This is a genomic window from Micromonospora sp. NPDC007208 (assembly GCF_042869175.1).
Lineage (GTDB): Bacteria > Actinomycetota > Actinomycetes > Mycobacteriales > Micromonosporaceae > Micromonospora > Micromonospora foliorum.
Map to the genome: position 1 here is coordinate 293570 of NZ_JBIAFG010000001.1, position 15369 is coordinate 308938.

The following is a 15369-nucleotide window of genomic DNA, read 5'->3' on the forward strand; positions in this document are numbered from 1 at the left end:
GCCCCTTAACAACCCACTTTTTCGGGTTCCCCCCCCCCCGCCCCCCCCGCCCCCCCCCCCCCACCCCCACCCCCAAAAACCCCCCCCGGGGGGGGGGGGCCCCCCCCCCCCCCCCCCCCCGGGCCCCACCCTCGGCCTCGTTGATCAAGAGGTTTGCGTCATCCTGCCTGGCGTGTCATGACGCAAACCTCTTGATCACCGGGGACTTCCTCCGGCTTGCCCCTCGGCGTCGTGCAGGACCGCGCAGTGGCCGGAACGCCAACGACGATGGGTCAGCCCGCCGTACGAACGGCAGCCTGACCCACACCGTGAACGTTCATGGTCAGAGCACTAGCAGGGCTTGGCGTACCAGTACGGGTCGAATTCCACCCAGCTTGCGCCGGCTCCGTCGACGAAGCCGTGGGCCTCATTGCCGTTCTGGTCCAGCAGATAGGCCCAGTAGCTCGGAGTCTGGTTGTTGTAGACGGACCCCCAGCCGTTCCAGTTGAACAGCGCGTAGTTGCCACAGGCGTAGATCACGAACATGCGGCCGCGGAAATCGCCCTCGGTGTAGAGGCACAGGGCGGTGTAGGGGCAGGAGCCAGCGGCCTGCGAGGAGATCCCGGAAACGCTTGCGTTGTTGTTGTCGTCGGGGCCGGCCCGGAGGGCCTGCGCGGAGATTCCGGCAACGCTCGCGCGGTTGCTGTCGTCGGGGGTGGCGTGGGCGGCCGAGGGCACCGTGAGGGTGGCGACGACAGCGGCGAGTGCGGCGATGAGGAACAGCCGTGGTTTCATGCGACTACAGTGATCGACAGATAACGCTGCGTCAATATGTTGGATCTGTGGGGAAAATAACGCATGCGTCCCGTTCTCGTGGCCATCAACACCCACCACCGTCCGGACGGATGCCACCCGGCGTGTCACCAACCCGGTGAACGTTCATGGACAACGCACTAGCCGTCGATGCGGGTGATGTTGCGGATCTTGTTGGACGCGTCCAGGGCGGCGACCTTGTACGCCTCGGCCAGCGTCGGGTAGTTGAACACCGCGTCGACCAGATAGTCGATCGTGCCGCCGCAGCCCATCACCGCCTGACCGATGTGGACGATCTCGGTGGCGGCGGTGCCGAACACGTGTACCCCGAGCAGTCGACCGTCGTCGGGGGAGACGAGCAGCTTGAGCATGCCGTACGAGTCGCCCACGATCTGACCCCGGGCCAGCTCGCGGTACCGGGCGATGCCCACCTCGAACGGCGTCGAGCTCTCGGTCAGCTGCGCCTCGGTCTGCCCGACGAAGCTGATCTCCGGAATCGTGTAGATGCCGATCGGTTGCAGGCCGTGCATCTCCCGGATCGGTTCGCCGCAGGCGTGCTGCGCGGCCAGCCGGCCCTGCTCCATCGAGGTGGACGCGAGCGCGGGAAAGCCGATCACGTCGCCGACGGCGTAGATGTTGTCCACTGAGGTGCGGTAGTTGGCGTCCACCGTGATCCGGCCACGTCGGTCCGCCTCCAGCCCGGCCGCCTCCAACGCCAGGTCGTCGGTCTGACCCTGCCGCCCGGCCGAGTACATCACCGTGTCCGCGACGATCTTCTTGCCGCTCTTGAGGATGCACAGCGCCGCCGTCTGGTGCTTCTCCACGGCGGCGACCTCCTCGCCGAAGCGGAACGCCACGGACAGGTCGCGCAGGTGGTACTTGAGTGACTCGACGACCTCGTCGTCGCAGAAATCCAGCATCCGCTCGCGGCGTTCCACAACGGTCACCTTGGTGCCGAGCGCGGCGAACATGGAGGCGTACTCCATGCCGATCACGCCCGCACCGACCACGACCATGCTGCGGGGTACGGCCTGAAGGTTGATGACGCCGTCGGAGTCCACGATCGTCCGGTCGTCGAAGTCGACGCTGTCCGGGCGGGCCGGGCGCGTGCCGGCGGCGATGACGATCTTGTCGAAGGTCACCTTGGACTCGCGGCCGGAGCCGCCGTCGACCCAGATCGAGTGCGCGTCGGCGAAACGCCCGGTGCCGGTGATCATCGCGACCCGGTTGCGGGCCAGTTGGTTACGGATGACGTCGGTCTGCCGGGTGATGACGTGTTGGGTCCGGGCGGCCAGGTCGCTGACCGTGATCTCCTCCTTGACCCGGTAGCTGCTGCCGTAGAGGTCCCGCTGGCTCAGGCCGGTCAGGTAGAGCACGGCCTCGCGCAGGGTCTTGGAGGGGACGGTGCCGGTGTTGATGCACACCCCACCGATCATGTCGCGGCGGTCCACGATGCCGACCCGCCTACCGAGCTTGGCGGCGGCGATCGCGGCCTTCTGACCGCCGGGTCCGGAGCCCAGCACCAACAGGTCGTAGTCATACACAACCGCTAGCGTCGCAAGATGTCGTGGCTGGCGCCAGACCCCGGAGTCGAGCGTTATTCGTCTGCCACCGTGCAGAGGCCGCCGTTGAGCGTGATCTCCTCGGGCAGTTGCGTGCCGGTGGCGACGAGCCCCAGCGACACGGTGCCGCCCGGCGGGATCACCGCGTTGCGGCTGGTGTTGCCCACCCGCAGGTAGCTGTTGTTGAGACGGTCGACGACCTTCGCGCCCCAGATGCCCTGGACCTGTTGGCTGGCCCAGAATCGCCACGTCATCGTCCACCCGTCGACCGCCGTCGACCCGGTGTTCTCGACGACGAGGTGGGCCACGAAGCCGTCCGGCCACTGCCGCACGACGGATCGGACCGCGCAGCTCGGTGGTGGCGGCAGGGTGGTCACGGTGACCGGTGCGGACAGGGGGGACAGGTGTCCGACCTCGTCGCGGGCCTGCACCACGAAGGTGTACGTGGTGTTCGGCGTCAGCCCGCTGATCTGGGCGCTGTTCACCGGCGGGTACTGGTACACCTCACGGACCCGGGTGAGAGTGCCGCCGGCGTCGACCCGGAACACCTCGTACCGGTCGAGCGCGACGTTCTCCACCGAGTGCGCCCACCGCAGCCGGACCGCCGTGGCGGCGACGTCGTACGCCACCGGTTGACCCGGCGCGCTCGGCGGTTGGTCGTCCCCCGGTGGCATGGTCAGCCGCAGGGTCGGGTTGGACAGCGAACTGTTGCCGGCCGCGTCCAGAGCCCACACCGAGAAGGTGTACGTGCGCGAGGGCCGCAGATCGGTGATCCGGATGCTGTTGGTGTCGGTCGAATACTGGGCGCCGGTGTCCTCGAATCGCGCGCCGACCGGGTAGCGGACCACCCCCACGTCGTCGGTCGAGGCTGCCCAGGTCAGCTCGACCCAGGTGGTGTCGATGGCGACGACAGTGATCGGGCCGGGGGCGGTGGGGCGTTCGGTGTCGTCGGCGGCGTACGCCGGGGTCGCGCCCGCCGCCACCAGAGTCACTGCCAGCGCGCCGGCCGCCAGCGCGGCGACCGTGGAACGGATTCTGCGGAACGGATGATTGGGCACGGTGATGACCTCACTTCCGGTTGACCGCAGCGGACCAGTAATTGACTGCCATTGATGTTAGGGCAGTGTCGGTCGCACCGGTGTCCCGTCAGCCGACGAGGCGGCGTTCCCAGGCCCAGGCGGCGATCTCGACCCGGTTGCGGGCCTTGAGTTTCATCTGCACGCTGGCCAGGTGGGTCTTGACCGTGCCCACGGCGATGAAGAGCTGGGTGGCGATCTCGGCGTTGGTCAGGCCCCGGGCGACGAGCTTCACCACGTCGAGTTCCCGTGGTGACAGGCCACCCGCGTCGCGCGCCGGGGCCGGTGAGCTGAGGTGTTCCAACAGCCGTACCGTGATCGAGGGGCTGATCAGCGCGTCGCCGGACACGGCCGCGCGGACCGCCTCCACCAGCAGGGCCGGGCCGGAGTCCTTGAGCAGGAAGCCGCACGCGCCGTTGGAGAGCGCGGTGTGCACGTACTCGTCGAGGTCGAAGGTCGTCACGACGACCACCCGGACCGGGTCGGCGACGCCCGGCCCCGCGAGCAGCCGCAGTGCCTCGAGACCGTCGAGGCGGGGCATCCGGATGTCCAGCAGCACCACGTCCGGGCGCAGTCGTCGGGCCAGTTCGACGGCCTGGACGCCGTCGGCGGCCTCGCCGACCACCTCCATGTCCGACTGGGCGCCAATGATCATGCCGAAGCCGGTCCGGACCATGGCCTGGTCGTCGGCGATCAGCACCCGGATCACCGGGCCACCGCCACCCGGAGCGGGAACGCCGCGTCGAGCACCCAGCCACCGGCCACGCCGGGCCCGGCGGTGATCGTGCCGCCGAGGGCGCGTACCCGCTCGGTGAGACCGATCAGGCCGAAGCCGTGCCCACGGGCCGGCGCGGTGCGTGGCGACGCGCCGTCGTCGGCGACCCGGACCAGCAACCAGTCCGGGGTACGCCGCACGGCCACGTCCACGGACCGCGCGTCGGGCGCGTGCTGGCGGGCGTTGGTCAGCCCTTCCATCACCACCCGGTACGCCGACGTCGAGACCTCCACCGGCAGTCCGTTCAGGTCGCCGTCGACGTGCAGTCGTGCCGGCGCGTTCGCCGCGCCGTTGAACCCGGTCAGCAGGGGCTCCAACTCGGTCACCCCGGCCAGCGGAGCCAGCGGCGCGTCCGGCGGGGCGTCCGGGTTGCGCAGGATCCCGACCATCCGCCGCATCGAGGCCATCGTCTCCGCTCCGGCCCGCTCGATCTGCTCCAGGGCGACGATCACCCGGTGCGGGTCCTGCTCGGCGACGAACCGGGCGCCCTGTGCCTGCACCACGATGCCGGTGACGTGGTGGGCGATGAAGTCGTGCAGATCCCGGGCGAACTCGGCACGCTGCTCGGCCCGGACCAGCGCGATCGCCCGCTCCCGGCCGGCGGCCACGATGCGCAGGTAGAGCCCCACCCCGGCGGCGCCGGCCGCGGCGAGCACCTGGAGCAGGCCGAAGATCACCAGCAGGTTCCCGGTGCCGACGCGCAGCGGCATCGCGGCGACGGCGAGCCCGGCGGCCACCGCCGCCCACGGGGCGAGCCGCGGCGCGCCCCAGCGGCTCACCACGAAGACCACGCCGATCAGCCCGGCCGACTCGGCGAGCCCCCAGGTGCGGGCGAGCAGGATGCCGCCGCCTCCGGAGAGGAGGACCACCCCTGCGGTCACGGCCAGTGAGGCGGTGGCGAGTGCCAGCGCGGCCAGCGGCAGCCGGCGGGAACCCAGCCGGTGCACCGGCAGCCACAGCGGCACCGTCGCCACCGCCAACCCCATCGGCACCAGCAGGAGCAGGAGCGTACCGATGCCAGAGTCATCCGCCGTGCTGGCCGCAAAGTCGAAGAGGGCGAGCAGACCGAAGGCCACCAGCCCGGCAGCTTGGGCCAGGCGTACCCACAGACGTCGAAGATCCGGCGTGCTCATGGTGACCCAGCGTAGCCAGCCGGGTGGAGGTGGCGGATCGGCCGAAAGGCAGACCCTGCACCGGCGATACCCGGCCCCGGGCCGATGCGCCCACCCGTCGACGGCGGCGAGTCTTTCCGGGTCACCACGCAGCCACTGGAGGAACGATGACAACCCACGCCCCGCCGGAGACCAGCCACGCCGCGGTCGCCGCGGTCGACCTGGTGAAGGTGTACGGCAGCGGCGACACCGCCGTCCGTGCCCTGGACGGGGTCTCGGTCGGCTTCGGCCGGGCCGAGTTCACCGCGATCATGGGCTCGTCCGGGTCCGGCAAGTCGACCCTGATGCACTGTCTCGCCGGCCTCGACACGGCCACCTCCGGTCGCGTCCTGCTCGGCGGCACCGAGCTGACCGGCCAGTCGGACCGGACGCTGACCCGGGTACGCCGGGAGCGGATCGGGTTCGTCTTCCAGTCCTTCAACCTGCTGCCGCAGCTCACCGCCGCGCAGAACATCACCCTGCCGCTGGACCTCGCCGGTCGGCAGCCCGACGCGGAACTCCTCGCGCACCTGGTGCGGGTGCTGGGCCTCGGCGACCGCCTGAACCACCGGCCCAGCGAGCTGTCCGGCGGCCAGCAGCAGCGGGTGGCGCTGGCCCGGGCGCTCGTGGCACGACCCGAGGTGGTCTTCGCCGATGAGCCGACCGGCAACCTCGACTCCCGCTCCGGCGCGGAGGTGCTCACCATCCTGCGCGACTCGGTACGCGACCTCGGCCAGACCGTCGTCATGGTCACCCACGACCCGATCGCCGCCGCGTACGCCGACCGGGTGGTGCTGCTCGCCGACGGGCGGCTGGCCGGCGAGATCGACAAGCCGAACCAGGTGTCGGTCACCGACGCCCTGCGTGACCTGGCGGCCCGCCGATGAGGGCGACCGTGCTGCGTACCCAGACGACCGCCGCGGCCCGGCGGCCCGGCCGGCTGATCCTGACCGGTCTGGCGATCCTGGTCGCGTCGTTCGTCGTCTTCGGCACCGTGCTGGTGCAACAGATCACCGAACGGACCGTGCGGGACAACCTGAGCGGCACCCCGGCCGTCACCGACCTGGTGATCGGCAGCGTCGATGTGCCGCCACCGACCGTCGCGGACGTGCGGCAGATCCGGGCCGTGCCCGGTGTGGCCGAGGCGGTGGCCCGGGTCTCGTCCGGGGTGTCCGTCGGCGAGGGATACCTCAACCTCCAGTCCGATCCGGGCACCGGCCCGCTGACCATGGTCCGGGTGATCGAGGGCAGCTACCCGGACCAGCCCGGCGAGATCGCCATCACGCCGCGTACCGCCGAACGGCTCGGGCTCTCGGTCGGCACCACCACCAGCGGTATGGGCGGTGAACTCACCGCGCCTGCCCCGCTCACCGTGACCGGCGTGGTGGACTCCGCCGCCGACGCCGGCTACGACGCGTACGCCCCGGACAGCGCGGTGATCGCCTGGGCGCGGCTGACGACGGTGGAGCGCGTCGACGTGCGGGTGGCCCCCGGCGCCTCGACCGACGCGGTACGCCAACGGGTGACCGCGGCGGTCGCCGGCCAGCCGATCCGCTCCGGCGCCGAGGTACGCGAGGCCGAGGCCAACGCGGCGGCCGAACAGGTCGGGAAACTCTTCATCCTGGTCGGCATGTTCGTCTCCATCGCGGTCGTCGCGGCGGCTCTGGTGGTCACCTCGACCTTCCGCATCGTCTTCGCCCAGCGGATGCGGCAGCTCGCGCTGCTGCGGGCGGTCGGCGCGGGTCGGGGCACCCTGGTGGCGGCCCTGACCGCCGAGGGAGCCCTGACCGGGCTGGTCGCCGGCGTCGTCGGAGTCGCCAGCGCCCTCACTCTCGGGTACGCCCTGCCGGCCATCCTGCGCGCCACCGGCCGCGCGGTCTCCTCGCCGGGCCTGCCGCTGGCGGCGGCGGTCACGGTGGTGATCGGCGCCGTCGTGATCACCGTGTTGGCCGTGCTGGCACCGGCGCTCTCGGCGGCCCGGGTCTCCCCGCTGGAGGCACTGCGGGCGGCGAGCACCACCGCCGGCCGGCGCGGCATCGGGGTACTGCGTCTGGTCTTCGGGCTGCTCCTGGCCGTCGGCGCGATCCTGGCGGCGGTCGCGACGGTCAGCCAGTTGCCGAAGCCGGACCAGTCGAACTACGACCCGTCGATGCCCCTGCTCCTGCTGGTCGGGTCCGGGACGCTGGCGTTCTTCGCGCTGGTGGCCCTCGGTCCGCTGCTGGTACGCCCGGTGCTGGCCGTGGTGGGTTGGCCGCTACGCCAGCTCGGGCCGCTCGGGCGGATGTCGGTCGGCGGGATCGGTGGGGCGCCGCGCCGGGCCGCCGCGGTCTCCGTCGTGGTCGCGCTGGGCGTGACCCTGATCTCCGGGGTGGTCATCGGCGGTGCGTCGTTGCAGATCCTCGCCGACCGCGAGATGGCGCTGTCGGCCCCGACCGACTTCGAGGTCACCAGCAACGGTGGGACGCTGCCGCCGGCTGTCGTGACCCGGGCCGAGGCGGCACACGGCGCGCTGGCGAGGGTGGTGCCGTACCGGATGGTCGACGACGCCCGGCTGCTGCGCGCCGCCGACAAGCTCGGCGACGTCGAGTCCGGTTACCCGACCAGCGACCTGAACCTGGCGGCGTTGCCGAGCACCGGTGACCTGGACGTGGCCCAGGGCAGCCTGACCGATCGTGGCCCCGGCCGGATCGTGCTCAACAGCTGGGTCGCGCGGGACGCGGGTCTGCGGGCCGGCGACACCGTCACGCTCGCCGTCGCGACCCGCAGGGTCGACGTGCGGGTGGCCGCCGTCCTGCCCGGTGACGGGCCGCTGCACGCGGGCATCCTCGCCGATCCGACCGACCTGGACCGACTCGGTGTGCGGGCCGCGTACACCGGTCTGCTGGCCGACGCGGCCGGTGCCGGCGAGGACGGTCGCACCGCCGGCGTGCGGGCGCTGCGGCAGGCGATCGGGGGCAGCGACGGGGTGGGCCTCGCGGTGCTCGCCGACGAACGCGACCGCAACGACGCGTTGGTGCGCACCCTGGTCTGGATCGCGGTCGGTCTGGTCGGCCTGACCGTGTTGATCGCGGTCGTCGGCGTGGGCTCCACGACCGCGCTCTCGGTGGTGGAGCGGGTCCGCGAGTCCGGGTTGCTCCGGGCGATCGGGCTGTCCCGGACCGGTCTACGCACCATGCTGACCGTCGAGTCCGGCCTGTACGGGGTGATCGGCGCGACCATCGGCCTGGTGCTCGGCATCCCGTACGCCTGGTTGGCGGTCCAGACCCTCGGGATCGAGGCGCCGCTGACCGCGCCGCTGCTGCCGCTGGCCGGGCTCTTCGTGGCCCTGGTCGTGCTGACCGCGTTGGCCGGGGTGTTGCCGGCCCGTCGGGCGTCGCGGGTCAGCCCGGTGGTGGCCCTGGGGGCCGACAACTGAACACCGTCGTGGGGTGGCGCCGCGCGTTCGGCGCCACCCCACGGCGGCCTGGTCAGTTGGGGTTGTTGGCGTGGGTAAGCGTCTCCCAGGCGACGAAGAGGTTGTTGGTTCCGGCCGGACGTTGTTGCAGCGTGAGGGTCTGGGTGTTGGTCATGACGTTGCCGAACCGGGTGCTCATCGCGTTGAAGCCGACCTCGGTGATCGGTCCGAGGCCCCGGGTGAGGCTGCCACCACAGAGCCAGGAGGGCGGCGCCTCGCCGAGCTGGTAGCGCGAGTGGAAGCCGAGTGCCTGACGCAGCCGCTCACCGACCTGTGGGTACAGGTCCCGTCCCTGGATCCGGGAGGTCTCCGCGACGTGCGAGATGGCGGAGATCCCGTACCCGGTGTGCACGAAGTCGCGGCAGGTCTCCTGGGCGAGGCCGGCGACGAAGGTGGACTGGCCCTGCCAGTAGCCGATGATCTCCGCACTGGTGTCCAGGCCGCTGCCGGGCATCGTGTACGGCAACGCGCCGTCGCTGGGCAGGTAGACGAAGGCCTTGGTGCGGTTGAGGAAGCGGGTGGCCGCCGCGTCGTACGCCGCCCGGTCCTCCAGGAACACCGCGATGCCGACGGTGGCCTCCATCATGGTCAGTTCCCAGTTGCCGTTGCTGTTCGAGCCGTTGCGCACCATCGGCAGGTAGACGTTGCGCAGCATGGTGGCGAAGCGGTTGGCGTTGGGCCAACTCGTGTACGTGTACTTGATGATCTCGGCCGCCCGGGGCCAGACCGAGGCGGCCCAGCCGGTCTGCAGCGGGGCGTTGCTGCCGGTGTGCGCGGTGATGGTGGCCGACCACGCGTCCATGATCTGGATCGACTTCTGCGCGTACCGGGCATCCCCCGTGAAGTACCAGGCGAGCGCGTCGGTGTACGCCGCGATGGCGTCCTCCCGCTCGTCGGTGCAGCCGTTGTTCGGGTTGGAGTAGGAACCGCACTCGACCACCGAGCGGGGCGCCGGGGTGCGCGACAGGGAGGCGTAGCGGCTGCTCATCATCTGGTTGTAGGCCGCCGCCCACGGCTGCGCGCCGGCCTGCACCCGGCCGCGGACGAAGTCGAGCTGGCCCCGGCTGACCAGCACGCCGGGGTGGGTGAAGCCGCCCGACGACGGTGGTGGTGTGGTGCCGCCGCCGGTGGGCAGCGTCCACGCCTGGTTGGCGGTGCCGGTGCAGCTCCAGATCTGTAGCGGGGTGCCGTCGGCCGAGCTGGGGCCGGTCGCGTCGAGGCACTTGCCCGAGGCCGGGTTGACCAGTTGCCCGGCGCTGGGCGACCACTGCTGCGCCCCGGTGCCGTTGCAGTCGTAGATCTGCACCCGGGCGCCGTTGGCGGTGCTGGCGGCGGCGATGTCCAGGCACTTGCCCAGCGCCCGGATCGTGCCGTCGTCCGCCACCGTCCACTGTTGCGCGGCGGAGCCGTTGCAGGTGAAGAGCTGGACCGGGGTGTTGTTGGCCGGGCTCGCGGCGGCCACGTCGGCGCACTTGCCGCCGTACCCGGTGATGGCACCGGTCGCGGCCGCCGTCGCGGGCGACGCGCCGACGACCAGGCCGGTCGGTACGGCGAGCAGGGCCGCGGCGAGCGCGATGGTCAGTCTGGTGCGGGGGCGGCGGGGTACGAACCCGGCCAATCGTCGCGCCATGTGGGGGTCCTTCCGGGCGGCGAAACAACTGTAAAGTGTGTTAATCATTACAGTCGTACACACCGATATCAATGTCTTCGTCGCCACGGATGCCGTTACGGGTGCATGGACGCACCGTTGAGCACCTTGTCCACCACGGTGCGCGGCGCGTGCGGCGCCAGGCCCGGCAGGTCGAGCCTCTCCCGACCGACCGCCTGGACGTCGGCGCCCGGAGTTGGCCTGTGCTCAGACGAGTTGGGCGCCGATGACGGAGAGCAGCCGCAGCTTCTCGTCGCTCGGCGACCCGGGCACGGCGGTGAAGACCAACAGGGTCTGGGACTGGTCGGGGTCGACAAGCGTCTGACAGTGCAGCTCCAACGCCCCGACCTCCGGGTGCACGAAGTGCTTCGGCGGGCAGTAGCCGCCCGGCACCGGGTGCTCCCGCCACAGCTGCGCGAACTCCGGGCTCCTGACCAGCAGGTCGTCGACGAGCGCGGCGGCCCGCGAGCCGCGCCCGTCACGGGTGTACGCCGCGTGCAGGTGGGCCACGAGCAGGCGACTCTGCGTCTGGTGGTCCTCGGCGGGGTGCAGCCGCCGTGCCGTCGGGTCGGTGAACCAGCGGTGGTGCGCGCTGCGCGCCAGGCCGGTGTACCGGGTCTCGTCACCGAGCAGGGCGACGGCCGGCGCGGTCTGCGCCAGGGTCTCGCCGAGGTGGTTCACCACCTGGGCCGGGGTGTCGGGCATCCGGTCGAGGATCCGCATCATGCCCGGGTTCACGTGGTCGGCCCGTACCGCGCGGTGCGGAACGGCGTGTCCGGCGAGCCGGAACAGGTGGTCCCGTTCGGCGAGGGAGAGCCGCAGGCCCCGAGCGAGGGCGGCGAGCATCTGCTCCGACGGGTGCGGCCCGCGCTGCTGCTCCAACCGGCTGTAGTAGTCGGTGGACATCCCACTCAACGTGGCGACTTCCTCGCGGCGTAGCCCACCGGTGCGTCGACGCGCGCCCCGGGGCAACCCGACGTCCTCGGGCTGGAGCGCCTCGCGGCGGGTGCGTAGGAAGCTGGCGAGTTGGGCGCGGTCCACGGTGTCTCCGATCACTGCGTGCCGGCAGGGTCCGGCCTGTTCACTGCAACAGGCGAGCGCCGGGTTGGTGTTCCGCCTCCCCAAGATCGCACTGGATGTTGGTGGTAGTGGGGTGCCGACCACTACATCCCGGATCCAGCACGATCTTGAGGCAGGCGGGGGGAAGGTTCGGTCAGCGCTGGATGGACTTGGTCTCCAGGAACTCCTCCAGGCCGAAGCGGCCGAACTCGCGGCCGTTGCCGGAGTGCTTGTAGCCGCCGAATGGGGCGAGCGGGTTCCAGTGGCCGGCGTTCACGTCGACCTGGCCGACCCGCAGGCGCTTGGCGACCGCGAGTGCGTGCTCCGGCGCACCGAAGACGCCGCTGGTCAGGCCGTACAGCGTGCCGTTGGCGATGGCCACGGCCTCCTCCTCGTCGGCGTAGGGGATGATCGTCAGCACCGGGCCGAAGATCTCCTCCTGGGCGATCGCGGAGGCCGGGTCGACGTCGGCGAAGATCGTCGGCTGGACGTAGGCCCCGACGGTCAGCCCCTCGGGCCGCTGCGGGCCGCCGAACACGAGCCGGGCGCCGTCGGCGATGCCCCGCTCGATGTAGCCGAGAACCTTCTGCCGGTGGGTCTCGGACGCCATCGGGCCGATCCGGGTGGCCTCGTCGCCCGGGTCCCCGACGGTGTACTGCTTCGCGGCCTCGACTGCCAACGCCACGACCTCGTCCTGACGGGAGGCGGGCACCAGCATCCGCGGCCACGCGCCGCAGACCTGACCGCCGTTGCTGAACGCCATCATGAGACCCCGCTCGACCGCGGCGGGCAGGTCGGCGTCGTCGAGGATGATGTTCGCGCCCTTGCCACCCAGCTCCAGCGCGACCCGCTTGACGGTCGCGGCGGCCACCGCGGAGATGCGCTGCCCGGCGCGGGTGGATCCGGTGAACGAGATCATGTCGATGTCCGGGTGGGCGGAGATCGCCTCGCCGACTGTCGCGCCGGTGCCGTAGACGACGTTGAAGACACCCGCCGGTACGCCGGCCTCGGCGGCGACCTCGGCGAGGATGCGCGCGGTCAGCGGGGCGTTCTCGGACGGCTTGAAGACCATCGTGTTGCCGGCGAGCAGGGCCGGCGCCAGCTTGGAGACGATCTGCTGGAGCGGGAAGTTCCACGGCGTGATCGCGCCGACCACGCCGATCGGCTCGCGGACGATCAGCGAGTTGCCGACCTCCTCGGTCCAGGCGAAGTCGTCGGCCAGGCCGGCGACGGACTCGACCACAGCGGCCGGGAAGGCGACCTGGGCGGTCCGGGACATACCGATCGGAGAGCCCATCTCGGCGGTGATCGCCTGGGCGATCTCCTCCGTGCGGGCGGCGAGGCCGGCGCCGACGCGGCGCAGCACGTCCGCCCGGTGCTGCGGGGTGGTCGCCGACCAGGCCGGGAAGGCGGCTCGGGCGGCGGCGACGGCGCGGTCGACGTCGGCGGCGGTGCCGGCCGGGGTCTCGGCGACGACCTCGCCGGTGGCCGGGTTCACGACGGGAAGGGTGCCGGCGGAGCCGGTGACGGTCTCGCCACCGATCCAGTGGCCGGCGACGGTGTAGGTGGAAGGTGTCATGGACCGACCGTCGCACCGCTGCCGAACCCCAACCAGGTGCGGTTTATCCACGGTTCCGCGATCCCTGGCTGGCGCCCGGCCCCCCTCAAAGCGCGAGGACGATCCGCCCCGCGGTGGCGCCAGCGTCCTGCCGGGCCCAGGCGTCCGCGATGGCCTCGAACGGCACGATCTCGTGGTCGACGGTGAGCCGGCCGGCCGCCGCATGCCCGGCCACGACGGTCAGCGCCGCGGCCCGCTCGGCGGTCGACAACCCGTTGTTGGTGTAGCCGACCATCCGCAGGGCGCCGCTGCGCAGCACTGCGGATTCGATGGGTGCTGTCGCGCCGGCGGCGCTGCCCAGGTTGACCAGCCGCCCACCCGGGCGCAGCACCCGCAGCGCCGCCGCGGCCGGGACGCCGAAGACCGGGTCGAGGACGAGGTCGACCGGCCCGTCGGCGGCGTGGCGCAGCCGGTCGGCCATCGACGCGACATCGTCGTCGGGGAACAGCGGGACGGCGACGGCGGCGCCGAGCTTCTCGGCGCGGGCCCGCGCCGCGGCCGACCGGGCCACGGCGATGACGCGGCGGGCGCCGCCGAGCAGTGCGAGCTGGACGGCGGCCTGACCGACCACACCCCCGGCTCCGAGCACGATGACCTGCTCGCCGGCCGCCAGGCCGCCGGCGTGGGTCAGCGCCGCGTGCGCGGCGACCGCGGAGAGACCGAGGGCCGCGAGAAGGGTCAGCGGTACGCCGGCCGGCAGCGCCACCACGTCGGCGGTGGGCACGGTGACCGTGCTCGCCATGCTGCCGTCGACACCGGAGCGCATCCCGGCCGACGTGCCGAACCAGACCGCTGTGCCGTCGGCGAGCCGACCAACCCCCTGCACGCCCGGCACGTACGGGGTGCTCGGCGGGCCGAAGTAGCTGGTGCCGCTGGAGCAGAGCACGTCCAGCGGGGTGATCGGCACGGCCTCGACGGTGACCGCCACCGTGCCGTCGGCCGGCACGGGCACCGGCCGCTCGGCGATCGTCGGCGGCGTGCCGCAGGTGGTGAGCACTGCCGCGCGGATCACGTCGCGATGTCCGGGTAGGGCATCGAGAAGTGGGCCAGCCGTGCGCCGTAGGACTTCTGGTATTCCAACGGCTCGGTGTTGTCCCGCTCGAAGAGGGCGATGAAGAGGGTCAGGGTGAGGAACGGGTGCGCGCCCAACTCGAAGAGCTTCACGTGGTCGTGGGTGGCCAACGCCTCGCGCTCCACGTCGTCGAAGCGCAGCCAGGTGCTCGCCTCGCCGGTGTGGCAGTTCAGCACCGTGTTGGCGCACTCGGCCTCCCACCAGGCGACCAGCTCGCGCGGCTCGCTGCGGTAACGCTCGACCAGCTCCGGGTCCCGGTCGACCATGAAGAGGAACTTGTTCAGCAGATATTTGCTCATGCCGTCGGCGCTCCGTCCGGGTACCAGGTGAAGTACGCCTCCATGGTGTGGAACAGGTCGAGGGTGTCGACGTAGTCGGCCTTCACGCCGGCACCGGCCACGCCCATCATGAGCATGAAGTCCATGAAGCCGTGGGTGGCGTTGCCCGGTGAGTGCAGGCTGTCCAGGGTGACCTCGCGCAGGCACTCGTCCAGGTCGCCGTTGGCGATCCACTCGACGGCCCGCCTGTCGAACTCCGGGTCCGGGCCGTGCGGGCCGAACTGCCGGGGGCCGCCCAGCTCCAGTGAGAGGTGGCCGGTGCCGATGACGGCCACCCGCAGGTGCGACGGCCACGACTCGACGATCTCCCGGATGCTCTGGCCAAGCTGGACGAAGCGCTTCGGCTGCGGCAGCGGCGGCGCGAAGATGTTGGTGTAGATCGGCACGATCGGCAGGTCGGCCTCAGGCCGCAGCGTGATGATCGGGCAGGTGATGCTGTGGTCGATGCGCAGCTCGTTGCTGAACGCGAGGTCGAACCCGGCGTCGAGCCCGGCCCGCAGGATGTGCCCGGACAGGTCCTCCTGACCCTTGAGCAGCATCCGGGGCAGCCCGAACTCGCGCTCCTCGTTGTACCAGTTGGCGTCGTAGTGGGGCGCCTTGCCGACCAGGAACTGCGGCATGTTGTCCAGCCAGAGCTGGTGGAAGTGGTCGGAGCCGACCATCACCAGCACGTCGGGTCGGGCCCGGGTCAACGTCTCCCGGAACGCCAGGATCTTGCGGGTCCACTCGTCGGCGAACGGTGGTCGATCCTCGCCGGTGGCCGTGCTCGCCCGGTAGTAGAAGGGGTGGTGGGTGGAGGCGATGACCGCGACGATGGAGGCCAT

At 71.5% G+C, this 15369-nt stretch carries 13 protein-coding genes; 2 read left to right on the top strand and 11 right to left on the bottom strand.

Going from position 1 to position 15369, the window contains the following annotated elements; genetic code table 11:
• Positions 1-330: 330 nt before the first annotated feature.
• From ACFYL6_RS01160 to ACFYL6_RS01180, 5 genes are all read right to left on the bottom strand, one after another.
• On the bottom strand, positions 331-774 hold the full coding sequence (locus ACFYL6_RS01160; RefSeq protein ID WP_387165897.1) for a peptidase inhibitor family I36 protein: 444 nt from the start codon (positions 772-774) through the stop codon (positions 331-333).
• Between the two features lie 158 nt (positions 775-932).
• The gene (gene sthA, locus ACFYL6_RS01165; RefSeq protein ID WP_387165899.1) at positions 933-2336 is read right to left on the bottom strand and encodes a Si-specific NAD(P)(+) transhydrogenase; all 1404 of its coding nucleotides are present in this window, start codon (positions 2334-2336) and stop codon (positions 933-935) included.
• A gap of 53 nt (positions 2337-2389) precedes the next feature.
• A complete protein-coding gene (locus tag ACFYL6_RS01170) occupies positions 2390-3412 on the bottom strand; it encodes a fibronectin type III domain-containing protein (RefSeq protein WP_387165902.1) in 1023 nt (340 codons plus the stop codon).
• An 88-nt stretch (positions 3413-3500) separates the two neighbouring features.
• Positions 3501-4139 (bottom strand): response regulator, encoded by a 639-nt coding sequence (locus tag ACFYL6_RS01175; RefSeq protein WP_387165904.1) that lies wholly within the window; start codon positions 4137-4139, stop codon positions 3501-3503.
• Positions 4136-5338 (bottom strand): sensor histidine kinase, encoded by a 1203-nt coding sequence (locus ACFYL6_RS01180; protein ID WP_387165906.1) that lies wholly within the window; start codon positions 5336-5338, stop codon positions 4136-4138. Before ACFYL6_RS01180 ends, ACFYL6_RS01175 begins: the two co-directional genes overlap by 4 nt.
• Before the next feature lie 146 nt (positions 5339-5484).
• Between ACFYL6_RS01180 and ACFYL6_RS01185 the strand changes: the two genes are divergently transcribed.
• Both ACFYL6_RS01185 and ACFYL6_RS01190 read left to right on the top strand, forming a co-directional pair.
• Positions 5485-6243 (top strand): ABC transporter ATP-binding protein, encoded by a 759-nt coding sequence (locus tag ACFYL6_RS01185; RefSeq protein WP_238682516.1) that lies wholly within the window; start codon positions 5485-5487, stop codon positions 6241-6243.
• Complete coding sequence (locus tag ACFYL6_RS01190; protein ID WP_387165908.1) at positions 6240-8771, top strand: ABC transporter permease; 2532 nt, start codon at positions 6240-6242, stop codon at positions 8769-8771. Before ACFYL6_RS01185 ends, ACFYL6_RS01190 begins: the two co-directional genes overlap by 4 nt.
• 52 nt (positions 8772-8823) lie before the next feature.
• On the opposite strand, the gene ACFYL6_RS01195 is transcribed toward ACFYL6_RS01190, so the two are convergent.
• The 6 genes from ACFYL6_RS01195 to ACFYL6_RS01220 all read right to left on the bottom strand — a co-directional run bounded on the left by ACFYL6_RS01195 (position 8824) and on the right by ACFYL6_RS01220 (position 15369).
• Positions 8824-10440 carry a ricin-type beta-trefoil lectin domain protein gene (locus ACFYL6_RS01195; protein ID WP_387165910.1) on the bottom strand — a complete coding sequence of 539 codons (1617 nt, stop codon included), beginning with the start codon at positions 10438-10440 and terminating at the stop codon, positions 8824-8826.
• A 225-nt stretch (positions 10441-10665) separates the two neighbouring features.
• Complete coding sequence (locus ACFYL6_RS01200; protein ID WP_387165912.1) at positions 10666-11499, bottom strand: helix-turn-helix transcriptional regulator; 834 nt, start codon at positions 11497-11499, stop codon at positions 10666-10668.
• Positions 11500-11671: 172 nt separating this feature from the next.
• Positions 11672-13096 (bottom strand): aldehyde dehydrogenase family protein, encoded by a 1425-nt coding sequence (locus ACFYL6_RS01205; RefSeq protein WP_387165914.1) that lies wholly within the window; start codon positions 13094-13096, stop codon positions 11672-11674.
• A gap of 85 nt (positions 13097-13181) precedes the next feature.
• Complete coding sequence (locus tag ACFYL6_RS01210) at positions 13182-14147, bottom strand: zinc-binding alcohol dehydrogenase family protein (RefSeq protein ID WP_387165916.1); 966 nt, start codon at positions 14145-14147, stop codon at positions 13182-13184.
• Positions 14144-14506 (bottom strand): hypothetical protein, encoded by a 363-nt coding sequence (locus tag ACFYL6_RS01215; protein WP_112672887.1) that lies wholly within the window; start codon positions 14504-14506, stop codon positions 14144-14146. Before ACFYL6_RS01215 ends, ACFYL6_RS01210 begins: the two co-directional genes overlap by 4 nt.
• Positions 14503-15369 (bottom strand): extradiol ring-cleavage dioxygenase, encoded by an 867-nt coding sequence (locus ACFYL6_RS01220; RefSeq protein WP_387165918.1) that lies wholly within the window; start codon positions 15367-15369, stop codon positions 14503-14505. The genes ACFYL6_RS01215 and ACFYL6_RS01220 overlap by 4 nt, the downstream gene beginning before the upstream one ends.